General features: G+C 46.9%; 21 protein-coding genes and 1 tRNA gene. 6 read left to right on the top strand and 16 right to left on the bottom strand.

The window, feature by feature from the left end; all coding sequences use genetic code 11:
• The first annotated feature begins 41 nt into the window (after positions 1 to 41).
• The gene (locus tag ACZ520_RS08965) at positions 42 to 482 is read left to right on the top strand and encodes a hypothetical protein (RefSeq protein ID WP_464128294.1); all 441 of its coding nucleotides are present in this window, start codon (positions 42 to 44) and stop codon (positions 480 to 482) included.
• Here the strand turns inward: ACZ520_RS08965 and ACZ520_RS08960 are convergent.
• On the bottom strand, positions 479 to 1204 hold the full coding sequence (locus ACZ520_RS08960; RefSeq protein WP_374032926.1) for a response regulator: 726 nt from the start codon (positions 1202 to 1204) through the stop codon (positions 479 to 481). The two genes, ACZ520_RS08965 and ACZ520_RS08960, sit on opposite strands and share 4 nt — an antisense overlap.
• 231 nt (positions 1205 to 1435) lie before the next feature.
• Here ACZ520_RS08960 and ACZ520_RS08955 point away from each other — a divergent pair, with 231 nt between their 5' ends.
• From ACZ520_RS08955 to ACZ520_RS08945, 3 genes are all read left to right on the top strand, one after another.
• The gene (locus ACZ520_RS08955) at positions 1436 to 1618 is read left to right on the top strand and encodes a hypothetical protein (protein WP_088565321.1); all 183 of its coding nucleotides are present in this window, start codon (positions 1436 to 1438) and stop codon (positions 1616 to 1618) included.
• Between the two features lie 219 nt (positions 1619 to 1837).
• On the top strand, positions 1838 to 2602 hold the full coding sequence (locus ACZ520_RS08950) for a DUF4423 domain-containing protein (protein WP_464128290.1): 765 nt from the start codon (positions 1838 to 1840) through the stop codon (positions 2600 to 2602).
• Between the two features lie 10 nt (positions 2603 to 2612).
• Complete coding sequence (locus tag ACZ520_RS08945) at positions 2613 to 3689, top strand: hypothetical protein (protein WP_464128287.1); 1077 nt, start codon at positions 2613 to 2615, stop codon at positions 3687 to 3689.
• A gap of 30 nt (positions 3690 to 3719) precedes the next feature.
• On the opposite strand, the gene ACZ520_RS08940 is transcribed toward ACZ520_RS08945, so the two are convergent.
• The 4 genes from ACZ520_RS08940 to ACZ520_RS08925 all read right to left on the bottom strand — a co-directional run bounded on the left by ACZ520_RS08940 (position 3720) and on the right by ACZ520_RS08925 (position 7589).
• A complete protein-coding gene (locus tag ACZ520_RS08940) occupies positions 3720 to 4187 on the bottom strand; it encodes a hypothetical protein (protein ID WP_416480654.1) in 468 nt (155 codons plus the stop codon).
• Positions 4188 to 4308: 121 nt separating this feature from the next.
• Positions 4309 to 4605: a hypothetical protein gene (locus ACZ520_RS08935; RefSeq protein WP_464128285.1), complete on the bottom strand. Its 297-nt coding sequence runs from the start codon at positions 4603 to 4605 to the stop codon at positions 4309 to 4311.
• Between the two features lie 76 nt (positions 4606 to 4681).
• Positions 4682 to 5899, bottom strand: a complete 1218-nt coding sequence (locus ACZ520_RS08930) for a hypothetical protein (protein ID WP_374032920.1) — start codon at positions 5897 to 5899, stop codon at positions 4682 to 4684.
• A gap of 154 nt (positions 5900 to 6053) precedes the next feature.
• Entirely contained in the window at positions 6054 to 7589 is a 1536-nt protein-coding gene (locus ACZ520_RS08925; RefSeq protein ID WP_464128281.1) for a sigma-54-dependent Fis family transcriptional regulator, read from the bottom strand.
• Between the two features lie 179 nt (positions 7590 to 7768).
• On the opposite strand from ACZ520_RS08925, the gene ACZ520_RS08920 reads away from it, so the two are divergent.
• Both ACZ520_RS08920 and ACZ520_RS08915 read left to right on the top strand, forming a co-directional pair.
• On the top strand, positions 7769 to 7951 hold the full coding sequence (locus ACZ520_RS08920) for a hypothetical protein (RefSeq protein WP_088565326.1): 183 nt from the start codon (positions 7769 to 7771) through the stop codon (positions 7949 to 7951).
• A 61-nt stretch (positions 7952 to 8012) separates the two neighbouring features.
• Complete coding sequence (locus tag ACZ520_RS08915; RefSeq protein ID WP_088565327.1) at positions 8013 to 8429, top strand: hypothetical protein; 417 nt, start codon at positions 8013 to 8015, stop codon at positions 8427 to 8429.
• 64 nt (positions 8430 to 8493) lie between these two features.
• Here ACZ520_RS08915 and ACZ520_RS08910 read toward each other — a convergent pair whose 3' ends face one another.
• From ACZ520_RS08910 to ACZ520_RS08860, 11 genes are all read right to left on the bottom strand, one after another.
• The gene (locus tag ACZ520_RS08910; protein WP_464128278.1) at positions 8494 to 8937 is read right to left on the bottom strand and encodes a hypothetical protein; all 444 of its coding nucleotides are present in this window, start codon (positions 8935 to 8937) and stop codon (positions 8494 to 8496) included.
• Positions 8938 to 8957: 20 nt separating this feature from the next.
• On the bottom strand, positions 8958 to 9482 hold the full coding sequence (locus ACZ520_RS08905) for a hypothetical protein (RefSeq protein ID WP_464128274.1): 525 nt from the start codon (positions 9480 to 9482) through the stop codon (positions 8958 to 8960).
• Between the two features lie 11 nt (positions 9483 to 9493).
• Entirely contained in the window at positions 9494 to 9724 is a 231-nt protein-coding gene (locus ACZ520_RS08900) for a hypothetical protein (RefSeq protein WP_464128271.1), read from the bottom strand.
• Positions 9725 to 10091: 367 nt separating this feature from the next.
• Complete coding sequence (locus ACZ520_RS08895) at positions 10092 to 10442, bottom strand: hypothetical protein (RefSeq protein WP_464128268.1); 351 nt, start codon at positions 10440 to 10442, stop codon at positions 10092 to 10094.
• A complete protein-coding gene (locus tag ACZ520_RS08890; protein ID WP_464128265.1) occupies positions 10426 to 10746 on the bottom strand; it encodes a hypothetical protein in 321 nt (106 codons plus the stop codon). The genes ACZ520_RS08895 and ACZ520_RS08890 overlap by 17 nt, the downstream gene beginning before the upstream one ends.
• 47 nt (positions 10747 to 10793) lie before the next feature.
• Positions 10794 to 11039 carry a hypothetical protein gene (locus ACZ520_RS08885; RefSeq protein WP_464128263.1) on the bottom strand — a complete coding sequence of 82 codons (246 nt, stop codon included), beginning with the start codon at positions 11037 to 11039 and terminating at the stop codon, positions 10794 to 10796.
• Positions 11040 to 11546: 507 nt separating this feature from the next.
• Positions 11547 to 12083, bottom strand: a complete 537-nt coding sequence (locus tag ACZ520_RS08880; RefSeq protein WP_464128261.1) for a hypothetical protein — start codon at positions 12081 to 12083, stop codon at positions 11547 to 11549.
• Positions 12080 to 12487 (bottom strand): DUF4279 domain-containing protein, encoded by a 408-nt coding sequence (locus tag ACZ520_RS08875; RefSeq protein ID WP_464128407.1) that lies wholly within the window; start codon positions 12485 to 12487, stop codon positions 12080 to 12082. The genes ACZ520_RS08880 and ACZ520_RS08875 overlap by 4 nt, the downstream gene beginning before the upstream one ends.
• Before the next feature lie 676 nt (positions 12488 to 13163).
• Entirely contained in the window at positions 13164 to 13508 is a 345-nt protein-coding gene (locus tag ACZ520_RS08870; protein WP_464128258.1) for a hypothetical protein, read from the bottom strand.
• 321 nt (positions 13509 to 13829) lie between these two features.
• Positions 13830 to 13916 (bottom strand) — tRNA-Leu (locus ACZ520_RS08865).
• A gap of 105 nt (positions 13917 to 14021) precedes the next feature.
• The gene (locus ACZ520_RS08860; protein ID WP_464128256.1) at positions 14022 to 15494 is read right to left on the bottom strand and encodes an anion permease; all 1473 of its coding nucleotides are present in this window, start codon (positions 15492 to 15494) and stop codon (positions 14022 to 14024) included.
• Positions 15495 to 15637 lie beyond the last annotated feature (143 nt).

Here is a 15637-nt window from a genome sequence, read left to right as displayed (position 1 = left end):
CGCAACAACCATAGAAGCACGTTCCAAACAAGGCAGGTCCTATGAAATCAACATTGTTTGCATTGGTATTGTGCGTAGGCCCGGTCGCCGGGGCCGACAGTATTGTGTGCACCTCTGAAAACTGGGAAAATGAAAAAATCGTCTTTTCAGCGGATTTCCAGGAACTTCGCCACGATATTTATGATGAAAACGGCAACATCTTCAAGTCTGAGATCCTGCACGGCGCAGGACTTGTCGGTGGGATCAACATTCATCCGAAAAACGATTCCTGCGATCAAAGTGTTTTTGAATTTAAAGGCATCAACCAGGTTCTAACCACCTGCCAGCTCGACAAAGAAGCCCACGGTTTTGATTACCTCACCGTGGACTTCCGCTATGATCAGGACAAAAAAGTGGGATACTATATCGTCAACTCCTATTATCAGTCCGGCACTGGCAATCGCAGCCTTAACTTCAAGGACTGCCGCGAGCAGTCCTTTTAAAAGTAAGACGAACTGAATCGACCATCTGAAGAGCTGACATTGGAAAGACGCGAAGACGTTCGCAAAGTATACCCGACGCCCCGTACAGTGTATATCATCCGCTGATTAAAGCCCTTGTCGATCTTTGCGCGCACCCGGCACATCAACACATCCACAATATTTGTGTGCGGATCAAAATGATAACCCCAGATGTAAGAAAGGATCAGCTGTTTGTTCACGATTTTGTCAGGGTGGGACATCAAAAGTTCAACCATGCGATATTCGCGATCCTGAAGATCTATGATCTTTCCTTCGCGCGAGACCTCACGACGGATGCGGTTTAAATGAAGGCCCTGGCAGCGAATTTCAATTTCCTCTGCCTGCGAAGAACGTTTCACCAGATTTCTGACCCGGATTTGCAGCTCAAGAATCGAAAACGGCTTAGGCAGATAGTCATCCGCACCCCGGCTTAAACCTTCAACCCGGTCACTGGTTGCACTGAGGGCACTGACAACAAGAACCGGCGTGCTGATATTATTTTTGCGAAGAGCCTGAATCAAATCACTGCCTTTCATCCCCGGCATAAGCATATCAAGAATGATGATGTCATAACGATCCACCAGGGCCGCTTGCAACCCCTTGTCACCATCAGCGACGTACTTCACATCATAGCAGATACTCACCAGGCTTTCGATAATGTGACTGGCGATTTCCTGATCATCTTCTATCAATAAACACTTCATGAAAAACTCCTTGATGCGGGACTGTTCAGTTCGTGCATGAAGCCTACACACAGTTTATGCAAAGAGCTTTTTAAAAATAAAAAATGAATGTCCACCACAACTGGTGGATTCATAATAAACAGTCCAGTAAAAGTCGTGAACTCTGTCTGAAATCACGAAGGTAACGATATCACCCAGAGAATAAAAAGATTAGGCTGACTTCAGAAACCATACAACCACAAGGAGGCAGTTATGGCAGACAATAACCAAAGACCGAATCAAGGGTCCCAGCAGAATCAGGGAAATCAGGAAAGAGAATCCAACCAAGGGCAGCGTCAACAGCAGCCACAACAGGGCGGTCAGACTTCTGAAAGAAGCAGCGGCGGCGGTCAACAGCAGCAGCAACAAGGCAACCGCTCCAGCACCAGCAGATAGATTGCAAAAACAGGACAGGGGGACGAAGACTCCTCTGTCCTGTACTTTACCTGGACCTTATTGGGTTAATAGACTGTGCGCACCCACGACATTTCCGCAGAGCAGTTCCTTACATTTTGGAAATGTCGCCTGTTATAATTTCAAATGCCCGAATGAAAGTGGCTGTTCCCCAATGTAATCTTGCTCGAACTTCGAGGGACTGCTACTTCTGCGACCCTTATGTCGGGACTTGAGAATCTGCCTTACTTTGCACTCAAACTTCAGGAACAGTTTCTGGCCAGGAAAGCCCGGAACAAGCGCTATTCCCTGCGCTCCTATGCGCAGTTTCTGGAGATCAACCCCGGCACCCTGTCTGCGATCATCAAAGGCAAAAGACTTGTGCCCCTACAGGAAGCGGCCAAGGTCATGCATAAGCTTTCTTTAGCCCCGAAAGATCAGGAGCAGTTCCTGCTCAGTCTTGGAGTGAACAAACCACCTGCTGAATCGTCTTACAAACTGGATCCCAGCCTCTATGCCGTGCTTTTTGATGAGTGGGAGTATTTTGTAATTCTGGCCGTGTTTCGTCTGGCGGATTTTAAAAGCACCACAGCCTGGATTGCCAACAAAACCGGAATCACCGAAGCCCGCGTGGATGAGTGCCTCGAAGTCCTGCAGAACCTGCAGGTCATCTCCCGTAAAGGCCCGACGTGGGAACGCAATCACAAGAGCCTGTATTCACCTCATGACATTCCCTCCCGATCCCTGCAGCAGGCTCATTTAAACTCCCTGGAACTGGCCCGACAAATGATTTCGCGTGTGCCCGTAACGGAAAGAGACTATTCCTTCCTGACCGTGGCCCTGGATGAAAAAAGATTTAAAAAACTGAAGAAACTGACCCTGAAGTTTCGCGATGATGTCTTTGCTCTGGATGAACAATCCAAAAAAGGTCAGCTCTATCGCGTGAACCTGCAGTGTTTCCCCATTCTGACCCCGAGACCCAAATAGGAGCTTCATCATGACGACACTGATTCATCTTCTTTTTTATTCTGTGATGTCTTTGGCCGGTGGCGACTGGGTCGGTAACGGGGGCAATGTGATTGCCTGCGGGGATTCTTTGCGACTGCTGGATTATTATGAAGCCGAAGAGCAGCGCCGCATCCCCCTGGATCTGGGACCGGAACATATGAGCTTTCAGCAAAAGGTCTATTATGTTCTGCATCGACTCGAGAACGTGAATCCGACCCGGGCTAAAATGTATAAAAAATGGTTCAGGACCTTTGATGAAGAAACCCAGTGGTTCTTTATCGGAAAATTTCTGCCCATCCGCGATTCCGGCGTGGTGATCATCCCCGAGGAGTGCGAAATCAAGCAGGTCGCAATCCAGCGTCCCAATGCCCTGATCATGCCCGGGGACCAGCGCTATGTGATTGACCTGCGTTTGTTCGAAAAGCTCAGTGAAGACGACAAAGCCGGCCTGGTGCTGCATGAGCTGATCTATCGCGAAGCCATCGAACTGGGCATCGCCTCATCCCCCGGAGTTCGTTATTTCAATCAGGTTATCAGCTCTTACCTAATGAAGTCTTTCGACAGTCGCATGATGCTGGATCTGGTGCGCACGGCAGGACTGAGGCACGTCGATTACCACGGATTTGCAGTGGGACTGGAGGCCGCCCAGTATTACGAAGACGGAAACATCAAAACCGCCATGGTCTGGGGTGGAAACCTGCTGGGGCAGAATATCACCGGGAAGTACGTCAATTTCTATCCAAACGGTAAAATTGAATCCTTCCTGTACACCAGCGCGGATGAATACAGGTTTACCATCAATGGTCAGACCCTCCCGATGGACTATGAAGGGCCTTTGTCGCGAATGATTCTGCTGAAATTTCATGAAAACGGAAGCCTGATGTCGGGATCTGTAAAAAACAAGACCCCGTTCATCTTAAACGGCAAAACGGTTTTGCTGTCGAATCTGAACGGGGCCGTGACCTTCTGGCCCAATGGTCAACTGCACACAGGAACCATAGAAAGCTCTGAGTACAGCGGCCCCCTGGTTTTAAGCCAGGAAGGTTCCCAGATCGTGAAGCTCTGAGCGCCCCTCCCGCTCAGAGAACACTCGCTCTTAGAAAGCCTGAAGAAATGTGGCCCCATTTCGAGTGGTCACGATGATCTGATAAACCCCACCGTCATGAGCGTAAAGTTTCAAAAGGAAGTTGCGCTCGCCCGCTGCCAGGGCGTCAGAATAGAATTCCAAAACAACCTGATGAGAGAACTCATTGGCGCGGAAGATGCGCGGAGAAGCCGCGATCGCATGCACGTCACTCAAATCAGCCAAAGAAGGTTTTGCGAAACGATTGGAGGCCTTGGGAACCACTTTGTTGCCTTTGCATTCCGCATCCAGCACGTGAAGAATAATCTGGGTGGTGTAAGCCTTTCGGATCACCATAAAAACTGACGGAACCACAAGATCTTTGGCATCCCCCTGTTTTGCACAGTAGTACTTGGCATACGCAGGAGCATCCAAAGACACTGACTGAGCCTGGGCAGATAAAGAAATCAAAGCGACGAAAGACAATACAAGAATACGCATAGTTTCCTCCAAAAATGTGAACGGAGGAATATCCACGATTCAGGCATCAATAAAGAAAAAACCTGCCAGACAGCAGGTTTAGGTAATAAAGTCGTTGCAAACACTGGGGCTTGCAACACTTTTAGTTCTTTTCACAAGTGATCTTTTCTTTCTCGCAGAATGACAACAATGTACGGCTTTGGCATTTTCCCATGGCGTCTTTGCGCGCATCATCTTCCGTTTTACCAAACCCAAAAAAGCGTGTGCCCTGGGAAACGAGCTTGCAGGTGAAGGTTTCAACAAGTTTCGGACCATCGCCAGACATATCCAAAGCCAAAGTCCCCTTGTTGGGATTTTGGTCCGCGAGATTGATGACCTTAAGACCGCACCCGGAAAGCAAACTGCAAAAGACAAAAAACTGCATCACTGAATTTTTCATAGACTCCATGCTATCAGCCCCTTTCAGGATTCAAAGACCAGAAAAAAGGGGGCCGAAGCCCCCGCCCTGATTTTAGTTACTGAACATCATTGAAGTTAACACTTGTGAAGCCCAAACCGGTCAACTGGGAAACCCAGGCTTGAGTCGATGTGTACTGCGTGCTTGGATGCAGGTTGAATTTGAAGCTCGCCTCCTGGGGAAGTTCAATACCAGGATTGGCACTGCAATCCGCCTGATCAGAAGCGTGAGTATAACAACGGTTGTTCACGACTTCAGAGTATTTGGTTGCATCCCCCAGATCCGCACTGGTGTTGGAGTTCACCATGAAATAGCGCGCCTTCAGACCGTTTGCCAGACTGCCTTTGATGGTGGAAACACGAGCCGAGAACCAGTTGCCGTCGCCATAGATTTCCCCGGCGATAGCTTCGATCTTGGATACGGAGGTGATTTCACCATTGGTCATGCCCACCTGAGCCAGCAGGCGCTCGTGACGGGACCAGCCGCAAGTACCACCCTGCTCAGCACACTGGAAGCGATCACCACGACTTTCGTACTTCAGCTCTCCGGTCAGCAAATCAAAGCTCGCTGCAAATGTGCCGGACTTGTTCGGGCTAACAGATGTCTGGTCGTCCTGGGTCAGGAACTCCATCTTGGTGCCGCTGAGTTTCGCCGCCACTCTGTAAATACCCATTCCCGGAATGGTCATGGAAACCCCGGAGTCATAATAAGTGTTAAAGAAGGCGGGCTTCGACGCACGCACGGTGACAGTCATCGCCTGCACCTGCATGTTCTCTAACTGCTGAGCAGTGAAACAGGACGTATCCGGCGTCACATGAACCTGCCGTTCCTGATCGTCATAAACGATGCCCACTTTTTCAAGCATACAGGAAATGGCTTTGATCTGCTGGAACGAGCCCGGAATGGAATCCGGGGAACCGCTGTTTTGAGCAAGCTTACAATAGAACAAACGCGACGGGTAATCCGGCCCCTGACTGTCCATATAGCCGCCTTGTTCATCCAAAGGCATCGCGTGTTCATTACACAAAGCATTTACATTTTGTGCCTGAATCTTGCCTTGAACGGCCTGTCCTTGATTGTCGCTGACCAGGCCATTACCCACTTCAACGATAACTCCCTGAACCGCCCCCACCACAGTGGAAGGCTTGTCAGCAGATACCGTGACTGACGGTGATTCAACGACTTCATCCACTTTACCTTGGCAGGCCACCAGGGTTGCAACATGGAACAAAACAGCTACGGCCAGGACTTTTCTGATTTCGTTATTAAAGATCACGAACTCTCTCCTTGTTTAAAGTTTCACGCAATTTCGTCTGCGCTACTTTCCTTAAGGCAAGGATCCGGCCAACGGCTAAGTCCACAATTTCACTACAGTCTTAAAACAAGACGCCCACCGTGGTTGTCAGGTTGGCGCCAACTGTTGGTGGGAACTAGGCGGGTTTTTTAATCAGTATCTTTCTAAGACCTTCACGGGAAACACCCAGGCGACGGGCGGCCTCGGATTTGTTACCCAACGACCCTTGAATGGCCCGCTGGACAAACTCGGATTCAAATGCCTCACGTGCTTCGCGCAAGCTCAGGTTTTCATAACGTTTCAGCGAGTCTTCCTGAGAATCCGGAACCACGACTAATTGCGGCCGCGCCCTGAACTGGAAATCATCCGGCATCAACAACGCCCGGTCACCGGCTGACAGACAGGCACTTTCAATTTTGTTTTCCAGCTCGCGAATATTTCCCGGCCAATGATAGTCGATCAACCGCTCCAGGGCCTCGGGACTGATATTTTTAAGCTTCCAGCCGCGCTTGTTGTGCAGTTGTTCCAGGATCGCCTGCGCCAACTCAGGAATGTCTCCTTTGCGTTCTCGTAGTGACGGGATCTGCAGATTCACCACGTTAATGCGATAGAACAGGTCTTCCCGGAATTTCTCCTGCTGGATCTGGGTTTCAATATGCTTGTTGGTCGCGCAGATCAAACGGAAGTCCACAGCCTTCGGAGATTCGGTGGACCCCAGTCTTTGCACTTTCCTTTCCTGCAAAACCCTTAAGAGCTTTGCCTGCATTTCCACCGGCATTTCGCCGATTTCATCCAGGAACAGCGTGCCCCGGTGAGCCAGCTCAATCTGCCCCTGTCGAGCCACCGTGCCGGTCGCCGCCCCCTTGACCACCCCGAAGAGTTCAGCCTCGAACAGGGACTCTGGGATTGCCGCGCAGTTGATCGCGATAAAAGGTCCATCACGGCGGCTGGAATGATGATGCGCAAGTCTTGCGATCACCTCTTTCCCGACCCCGCTTTCACCGGTGATCAGGATGTTGGAATCAGACTTTCCGAAGTCCTCGATATGATCATAGATCTTTTGCAATTCAGGAGCTTTCGAGTGCAGGCTGACGGAAGAAATACTTTTACGCCAGATGTTCTTGCGGTGCTCGATGGCCGATTCAGATTCTTCATTCTTCTGATGAACCTCATAGTTTTCAAAAGCCACGGCCGCCAGCATGGACAAAGCCTCCAGCGCGTGCTGGTCTGATTCATCAAAGTCCCCGTCGGCTTTATTTAAAACCTCGATCACCCCGATGACCTTGCCATCTTTCCAGTGCAAGGGAACAGCCAGAACCTTTTCCGTCTGATAGCCCGTCTTGCTGTCGACACCCAGATAGAAGTCGCTGTCCTGAGCCACGCAGTTAGAGAAATGACTTTTGCGCGTTCGGAACACCTTCCCGGCAATTCCCTGATCTGTGTTGATCACGATGGTCTGATTGCGGATGCCGGTCGCGATATAGCTGTTCAGGTATTTGAAGTGTTGTTCCAGGTTGATTTGGGAATCAAAGAAGATGGTCCCGCGATCGGCACCGGTGGCCTGAATACACAGATCCAAAATTCGCGAAATGAGACTTTCCCCCGCCTGTTGTTCAAAGAAAATTTGCGCGGAGTCGCCTATAAACTTTAGAAGCTCATGTGATTTTGACATGTTCTTGTTATCGGCAGGTCCTGCCAACCAAAGTAGGCTGCCAACTGCACTTTCCACATTTAAGCCACCAATTGTGGGCGTTCCATTTTAAGACCTAAAAGTTTTCAAGCCCTTACAGATCGGCCCGGGATTAGCAGTTTAAGTTCATGAAACTTTGGAAATAAACAAAAGGAATAAATATGAACAAAGAAAACATCCCCCAACAATTAGATCGCATGGACCGCGAACTGAGATTCCTGTGGCAGGAAGCCCACGAAGAAACCGTTCAAAGCATCAAGGAACGAAAGCTGAAGCAATACTATGAACTGTTCAAGGCCTATAAAAAACAAAAGCAGTTTCTGACCGCTCTTGAAGCCAAATAATGAGCACGGTTCATGCACTTTAGACGACTGATTGAGTTTAAATTAAAACAAAGGTTGTCTTATGAGAGCGTCGATTGCCGCTTTTTGTCTATTGGCTATTTCTTCTACATCCCTGGCTTCCACGGTGAAGGTCATGGATCTGGGGTTTAATTGCGAACCTTCCGTTTCGGATGTGTTTTGTCTGGAGCAGGCCAAGAAACCTAATTCAGGATACCTGAACGGAAAAGTCAAAAGCGCCACGCTGGTCAGCAACGCCGACTTTTACAACAAGTCAGGGGATCTGATTAATGCTTCCCCGGCGATCGTCGTCGTCACCGAAAAAGGCAAAATCGTTCTGACCAAAGAAAGCGCCCTTCGCCTGGGCATGACCATGGGTGATTTGCTGAATGAATTCGCTTCCCCAAAGTCGAACATCATTCTTCGCTATAACGACGACAGCAGAATCCTGGGCCTTGTTTTAGCTATTGAGAAAAAGTAAGCGCTTCTGTGTTAACCTAGTTCGCCTGCATCTAGAGCTTTGCAGGCCCAACATCTACGACCGCCTATTTACAAGCCTTTTCAATGTCCTTGCAAACATCACTCGCACCTTTCGGGCAGTCCTTCACAGATAGCGATAGAATCTTTTGAGATCTAATTAGACCCACAATCTCATTCCCCAAAGAGCGAATTATGTATTTATAGAAAGAAGGATTCTTGTTCCTAATTTCAACAAGATCAGAAATTCTATCCCACCTACTACTAGTGAGTTCAGCAATAGCGTCATTAAAAGATTCATCCTGGAACCAGTGCGTACATGAATCCCAATACTTAAATGCAGCTTCCAAGTCTTTCCATGGCTCGCTTGACTTCTTCATTTCTTTTTCCGCAATCGCCAACTTACCTTCAGCTTCAATGTACTTTTTGTCACCGCATGTTTCTTTGCTATCAGCGGCATGGCAATTAATCGAGACAACCACTAGCAAAGCTAAGAAACCCACCTTCTTCATCAGCACCTCAAAAGATATAGTCATACCAGCTCGTAGTTAAGAATTATGTCCCAGTTAACTCCGTCTGAAAACTCATTGGCTTTGTCTGCAATAAACTCTTCAAATGACAAGACATCCGCATTTTGCAAAAGACCTAGATCCTTAAACTTCTCTAGTTCGTCAGATGTTAGAAACAATGAAACTTCATCTGTCATTCCTGAACAGTACAAAAGCGAATGGCCGTTACTCCGGAGGAAGTTCAAATCATCAAATAGTTGCGGATAAACCCAATCCGTCGGAGTCGAGGACTCTTGTAAAACAATCTCGAGAGATTCAAGACTAGACTTAAAGAAGTAGCCATAGTTAATGTATCCATCCTCTTGCCAGAGGAATCGCTTCACGATAAGCCAAGGCTCAAGCTTCAGGAGCAAAGCCTTTGCACGAGGAGACAAATGCTCTTTCGCTCCTGCCGCCGCTTCTACAAAGAGAATAGACTTAACCGAACTGCGAATGGCGCCTAACAATACATCCAAGCTATAGCCAGATAGATTTCTAATCAGAAACATCGCGCCACCTTTTATTTGACTCGATTCATATAACATCGATAGAAAACATTCCCAGAAATGCACGCCAGCACTCCGACCATCAACACAAAGCCAATAGGCGCCAACTCACCACACAAAAGTGGCGTACTCGTAGGACCAATTACGCATTTTGTTTCAAAATAAAAATAAACTTCATAGACCAATCCAAGTGCCGCTGTTACTCCTATAACAACATCCATATCGCTATTTTTGGGGACAGACATGCTTACTCCCTTCAGAGTCATTCGACTATTGATGGAAAGAAAATCCTCAAAAGCAGAGGTTCAACTAACAAAATTCCCATGTTTAAAAGAACCTTAAAATAACTAAGTTGAACTTTGAAGCACCTGAATACTGAGTAAAGAATCAATGTCCCAGCTACAACATAGACCTCCACCACATTTGAAATACTCTGTGAGCCAATTTGTAGTAGTAGCAAGTAGTTCCAAATGAGGATCGGAGCCAGCAATACAATGAACTCAAATTTGAGGACGGGTCCCCGCCTAGATGCTTTGTAAAGAAAATAGCCACCAAATGTTATGGAAATCAAACTTGGCAATAACAGAGTAACTACTAACATTTATTCTCCCGCTATCCTGCCTCTACCCTAATTTCTTCACAGAAAATTAAGTACTCACCTGAGTCTTGTGAAATACATAAAGTACAAGGTTCAGATGAAACAAAATCGATAGGTATGAGATCGTACCTCAATTCTTTCGTAAGCAAGTAGCCATCATAAATATCACCTTGCTTGGGAAGACTTTTATAACGTGCCTTCTTTAGGTAAAATGAACCAGTAATATACATTGTATTTTCAAATTCAAACCCCAAATCATCTGTAATATCCAAAACTACTAACGTTTTAAATGCAATCGCAATGCCCTCACTAAGGACTTTGACTTCATCAATTTGCGAATCATGAAGTTCAATTAGTTTTCCCATTCCCCTGCACCTCAACACTGTCCGAACTATAGATCAACCAACCCGATAACCCATTATCTTTTGCAACTTTTATTGCCATATAGTCTTTTCCATACCGAATGCGCTCTATTTTCAGATTTTCTCCCGGCTCAACTGTAGATGCACTTTCCTGCCCGCCTAAGCTTTCCCAGCTTTCGTAGAGGGCTGTTGTCTTAAGAATTCTGACTTCCTTAGATCTATCCAAATGAATATCCCAGGCAAGCCACGCCAAAAGTGATGAGCCAATCAATAAGAATAGACCTGCCAATTTGAATACCGCTGACATAATTTCCTCTCCGACCCAATAAAGACTATTTAGCTTCTTTTACACGTTCACGCAGTTGCACCAGGTTCTTTTCGGGTTGAACGAATCGATAAGTCATAGCCGCCGCAAGCAAAGTATAGTATTCCCATAACAATAAGTCCTTTTGAGATTCTTTTGCTCTTCTTCAGAAGCAAAAGACCGATCAATATAACAATTGGACCAATAAAGATCCCTAACCCGCCCTCGCCGCCACCTAAGCTCAAATAATACCAACCCCACATTAAGCTTATAAAAATATAAAGATATTTCCCCATGCTAAGAGACCTCAAAAAGTAAATGCGTAATTCAGAGGACACTTACTATCTTGGTAACCAGCATCTAGAGCCTTCTTACGCCAGAACCTTTTCTCTTCCGGGTCCCTATTATCACGAGCCATCAGCTGATACGCCGAAGATAACTTGGGAACACCTTCACAAAGATGACTTTCCTGCCTAATGAATATCTTCAAGTAATCCTCCGCCCTAGTTCGATTCCTTGGGACACCCCATCCCTGAGAATAGATCTGAGCTACAGAATATGAAGCACCAGGCAACCCTTGTTCACTCAGCTCGAGATATAGAGCGAGACCTTCAGAATACTTACCTTCGTTGATAAAATGCTTAGCTTGACTTTTTTGCGAATATAAATTCGATTCAGATGTCTCGCGAATGATAAAAAACCGAATCAACAGTAGAGACGTTGGCACTAACAGCGCTAATAATACCAACTTTCGATTACCGGTCATTACCGCTCCGTATCTTCATCCTTAAATACCCGCGCACTTATTCAGAACCCTTCGAATATGAGCGTATCGCCGCAGCAATCCTCGGCTGCTCCAAATCCAACTCAGATAATGATCCAAACGACTCAAAGCTGCGACCAACTATCTTCGCGCCGAGAGACTTAGAAATCTGTTGAATTTCTTGGCCTGAAAGAACCGCAAAATAAGAATTGTCGAGTTTATACCCTTCAAACAATACTAAGTCCGTTCCCTTTCGATATAGGGTAATATCCTCAGGCATTTCATCATTCCAGTCCCATTGCTCCCAAGAGGAACCCAATCTAACTAATTCGCCAATTGATTCGGACGTAAGAGCGAACTTCTTATCCACTGTTTCATGCGAAACAATGCTATTAACGGATTCAGAGATAAAGTACGCATCCAGGACAGATAGCTTATCTTCTATCTTTACCCCATCGTTCCCATATCCCTTTTTGGGGATATTTAATGTTAAATAGTCTGAATACAATTGAAAGACCTTCAAGACCTCCTCAACACCAAACTGGTCCAATTTCTCAACCACAACAAATGGAATCATCGACTATCCTCAGCTCGACCCTTTGATGGCACCAAAAAGTAGTAGTCCATCCAAAACGAGATCCCGCTTTCGGCCATTTTTCTTAGGTTTTTATTGCCGATGGTTAAATTTGGCAGGCGGTCTCCTGTATGAAAGACGCAAACAATCTCTGGCGTCCCAACTCTTGAGACCTTATTCAGGGTCCTTTGATCCTTAAACCTCTTGAAAATCTTTGTGATTAATCTATCAAGACTGAACTCTGAACTTGCGTCGACTCGATACTCCCACCTGTCCCTACGATGCTTCAACTTTGTCGTGCCGACCCGACTACCCTTGCGGTTGAATTTGGTACCTTTAAAACCCGCGAGCGCATCAACCTTTGCACAATCTAATGCTGAACCACTTACCGCGAAATATACATACATTCTATCTTTAGTACCTTTGCTCACAAATCAGTCCTATGTATATCAATATCAGCCATATGCTGATAAACCGTAATTACTTTATCTTTATTCAATACGAGATTCATGTGATCTTCAATGGTCACAGCCATCAAGATTCAGTCAATTTGTGCAAGAGAGACTACGACTCCGCGAAATGCCGTCAACTCGAAGGTATTCGCTAAAAACTAGAGGTTTCCAGCAAGCTTGACCAGAGGATGATCTTTAAATAGGAACGCCCCAAAGGGAGAACGAATGAAAGAGAGAAATCCGCATCCAAAGTCAAAGGACTGGTCTTTAAGGTTTAGACTTAGACCCTACAAAGGGCAAATACTTGATCCTGAGGATATGACCACCAACCAGCTAATTACTTTTACGAGGTGGGCAAACGAATACATACACTGGAGAGAAACTCATCGGATCACAGAGCCAACTATGGATTCTCTGGTTAAAGATATTGGCGGCTACAAATTGGAACTAGCCATTAGGCAGCCCAAAAGAAAATCTCGATGAAGCCTTGAACTAATTTAAATATGTGAGAGTAGAAAGTCCTAATCTAGCCTATACAGTCAAGATACTTGACTCAAGCATGAGCAACTCTTTCGATCAGGATTCAAAAAAGAAAACAAATCAAGTTTGAAGATATTTGCGTAACCATAAGCTACCTTCTTGATCTCTGATAAACGAGAAGGCAAACAAAAACTCCAAGCAAAAAGGTAAAAATAACTCCAGATAATAATCGCCCAACTTGCACGCCAAAGATCGTTACCATCTCTTTGTTTAAGAGGAATGACTTTGAAGTCGCATAAAAGAAATAAAATAACAAAATGACTAAAATCGCCTTAACAACCCCCTTTGCCCTTAGCTCCCCTACTCCGCTTTCACTGCTTTCGATAGCCTTTCTATCTCGCATATACAAAGCAAATCCCGTAATGACTACGATAGAAACAATAACAAGAATATTGATCGGACTTCGATGGGCAGATTCTGATGAAGTCAAAATCACGCCAATCGAAATTATAATCGGAAAAATTATTAAAATATTTTTATAGATATAGTTGATAAAATTCCCCTGCCACTATTCGTTAAAAACTACAGTTTTCCTGAAGGCTGAACCGATTGTCATAAACGATGCCCCAACCCCGTAAAGATACTCAAAGAAACAATAGAATCAGCAAACACCCAGGCGCGGAGTTTTCTGCCGACGGCAGAAAACGACAAACCACAAAACAAACATCGAAGGCGGGAAACTTCAGAAACTACTCCTGCGAAGCAGGAGTGCTGACAGATAAAACAAAAAAAGCCGACAAAGTCGGCTTATTTTGTTTGGTGCGCGAGGGGGGACTTGAACCCCCACAGCCTTGCGGCCACAGGCTTCTGAGACCTGCGTGTCTACCAATTCCACCACCCGCGCGTTGGAATGAAGGACTATCTTGTACGCTTTCCCACACTTTGAAAACAGTTTTCGCAGAAGGTCATAAAAGGATTTCCAAGTTGCCCAAGTTTTAGGCTTTTAAACTTACCAATACCCCAAAACCTTCCACCAGATCGCACAACCTCCGGCAAAAATCAGCAGATTCAGAAGTGTCACCACAAAGCCCCACTTCCACCACTCTCCCATTGTCACATATCCAGCACCAAACAGCACCGGAGCCGACCCTGTCCCATAGTGGGTTAAAGAGGCACACAACGAGGAAGCAAATCCCAGGAACAGACCAAACATCAATGGCGGAGCCCCCAAAGCCACACCCACCCCAAAGAACGACGCAAACAGTGCCGAGATGTGAGCCGTGTTGCTGGCAAAGAAGTAATGAATGAACACATAAAGCAGAACCAAAATAGCCGCCGCCTCCATCCACCCCAGACCCCAATGCTCGATCGAGGATTCGACGGTTTTAGAGAACCAGGCCACCACACCCAATTTGTTCAGGAACGTCGCCATCATCACCAGGGACGAGAACCAGGTCACCGTGTCCCAGGCGCCTTTTTCCTTCAAAAGGTCATCCCAGGTAAGAACCCCACTGAAAAGAAGCACCCCCAGCCCCACAAACGCGCCTGCGGTTGCATCCACCTTGAACAGAGGATCTGACGACAACAACTCAGGGCCCCCAGCCCAGATGAACAGAAGCAGGAAGAAGACACCAATCAGAATCTTTTCGTCCAGTCGGAGCGGCCCCAGCTCTTGCAATTTTTTATTGGCATAACCAGCCGCATCCGGAGTTTCTTTGATTTGCGGAGGATAAAGCTTAAACAACACCCACGGGATGATCAAAATCGCCAGCAGACCCGGCACAAAAGCTGCCATCGCCCACTGCGCCCAGGACACATCGATCTTGGCAATATCCCGAATCCCCGCCGTCACCAAAGGATTGGGCGCGGTCGCCGTGATGAACATCGCCGACGTGATCACGTTGATCTGATAGGCCACCAAAGTCAGGAACGCGCCGACCTTCAAACGAGTCGCCTCATCCGGAAGTGACCCCATGGATTCTGAGATGGAGCGATTGATGGGATAAAGAACACCACCGCCACGAGCGGTGTTGCTTGGCATAACCGGAGAAAGCACCAGTTCAGCAAAAGACAGCCCGTAACTGATCCCCAGGGTCTTTTTCCCAATGGCGCGAACAAAGTAATAAGCCACGCGGGAACCAAGACCGGTCTTAATGAAAGCGCGGGAAATAAAGAACGAAATACCAATCAGCCAGATCAGGGTGTTGGAATACCCACTGAGCGCATCGCCCATGGCTTTACCAGGATTTCCGGGATTGGTGACTTGTGTGATACCCACCAGCAGGATCCCGATCATGGCGGCACCTCCGATCGGAAGCGCTTTACCGATGATGGCGGTGATGGTGCCTACGAAGATCCCCAGCAAGCGCCAGGCGTTGATGTCCACCCCTTCCGGCGGAGAAATCACGAACCAGAAAAGACAGGTCACAAGAAATGCAATAACGGCCGGTACAATCTTCACATGAGGTAGCTTCATCCACATCCCCGGTTAGAAATTTGCAAACAGGATATGCTTTAAGCACCTTTCGCGCCAGCAGGAAAACACCAAAACTGTGCAATCTTTACCAAAAAGCCGTGGACAAAAACAGCAGAACCAGCCGCACGGAAACAGACGATTTCAAAGAT

Source organism: Bdellovibrio sp. BIS2 (assembly GCF_055398295.1).
This window is presented reverse-complemented; position numbering and strand designations above follow the sequence as displayed.

Bases quoted from the DNA above. Each gene is read 5' to 3' on its own strand.
- ACZ520_RS08860 (WP_464128256.1), bottom strand. From the start codon at position 15,494: ATGTGGATGAAGCTACCTCATGTGAAGATTGTACCGGCCGTTATTGCA.
- ACZ520_RS08945 (WP_464128287.1), top strand. From the start codon at position 2,613: ATGACGACACTGATTCATCTTCTTTTTTATTCTGTGATGTCTTTGGCC.
- ACZ520_RS08915 (WP_088565327.1), top strand. From the start codon at position 8,013: ATGAGAGCGTCGATTGCCGCTTTTTGTCTATTGGCTATTTCTTCTACA.
- ACZ520_RS08940 (WP_416480654.1), bottom strand. From the start codon at position 4,187: ATGCGTATTCTTGTATTGTCTTTCGTCGCTTTGATTTCTTTATCTGCC.
- ACZ520_RS08960 (WP_374032926.1), bottom strand. From the start codon at position 1,204: ATGAAGTGTTTATTGATAGAAGATGATCAGGAAATCGCCAGTCACATT.
- ACZ520_RS08890 (WP_464128265.1), bottom strand. From the start codon at position 10,746: ATGTCAGCGGTATTCAAATTGGCAGGTCTATTCTTATTGATTGGCTCA.
- ACZ520_RS08950 (WP_464128290.1), top strand. From the start codon at position 1,838: ATGTCGGGACTTGAGAATCTGCCTTACTTTGCACTCAAACTTCAGGAA.
- ACZ520_RS08925 (WP_464128281.1), bottom strand. From the start codon at position 7,589: ATGTCAAAATCACATGAGCTTCTAAAGTTTATAGGCGACTCCGCGCAA.
- ACZ520_RS08965 (WP_464128294.1), top strand. From the start codon at position 42: ATGAAATCAACATTGTTTGCATTGGTATTGTGCGTAGGCCCGGTCGCC.
- ACZ520_RS08900 (WP_464128271.1), bottom strand. From the start codon at position 9,724: ATGTCTGTCCCCAAAAATAGCGATATGGATGTTGTTATAGGAGTAACA.
- ACZ520_RS08895 (WP_464128268.1), bottom strand. From the start codon at position 10,442: ATGGGAAAACTAATTGAACTTCATGATTCGCAAATTGATGAAGTCAAA.
- ACZ520_RS08935 (WP_464128285.1), bottom strand. From the start codon at position 4,605: ATGAAAAATTCAGTGATGCAGTTTTTTGTCTTTTGCAGTTTGCTTTCC.
- ACZ520_RS08875 (WP_464128407.1), bottom strand. From the start codon at position 12,487: ATGTATGTATATTTCGCGGTAAGTGGTTCAGCATTAGATTGTGCAAAG.
- ACZ520_RS08955 (WP_088565321.1), top strand. From the start codon at position 1,436: ATGGCAGACAATAACCAAAGACCGAATCAAGGGTCCCAGCAGAATCAG.
- ACZ520_RS08880 (WP_464128261.1), bottom strand. From the start codon at position 12,083: ATGATTCCATTTGTTGTGGTTGAGAAATTGGACCAGTTTGGTGTTGAG.
- ACZ520_RS08885 (WP_464128263.1), bottom strand. From the start codon at position 11,039: ATGGGGAAATATCTTTATATTTTTATAAGCTTAATGTGGGGTTGGTAT.
- ACZ520_RS08920 (WP_088565326.1), top strand. From the start codon at position 7,769: ATGAACAAAGAAAACATCCCCCAACAATTAGATCGCATGGACCGCGAA.
- ACZ520_RS08910 (WP_464128278.1), bottom strand. From the start codon at position 8,937: ATGAAGAAGGTGGGTTTCTTAGCTTTGCTAGTGGTTGTCTCGATTAAT.
- ACZ520_RS08905 (WP_464128274.1), bottom strand. From the start codon at position 9,482: ATGTTTCTGATTAGAAATCTATCTGGCTATAGCTTGGATGTATTGTTA.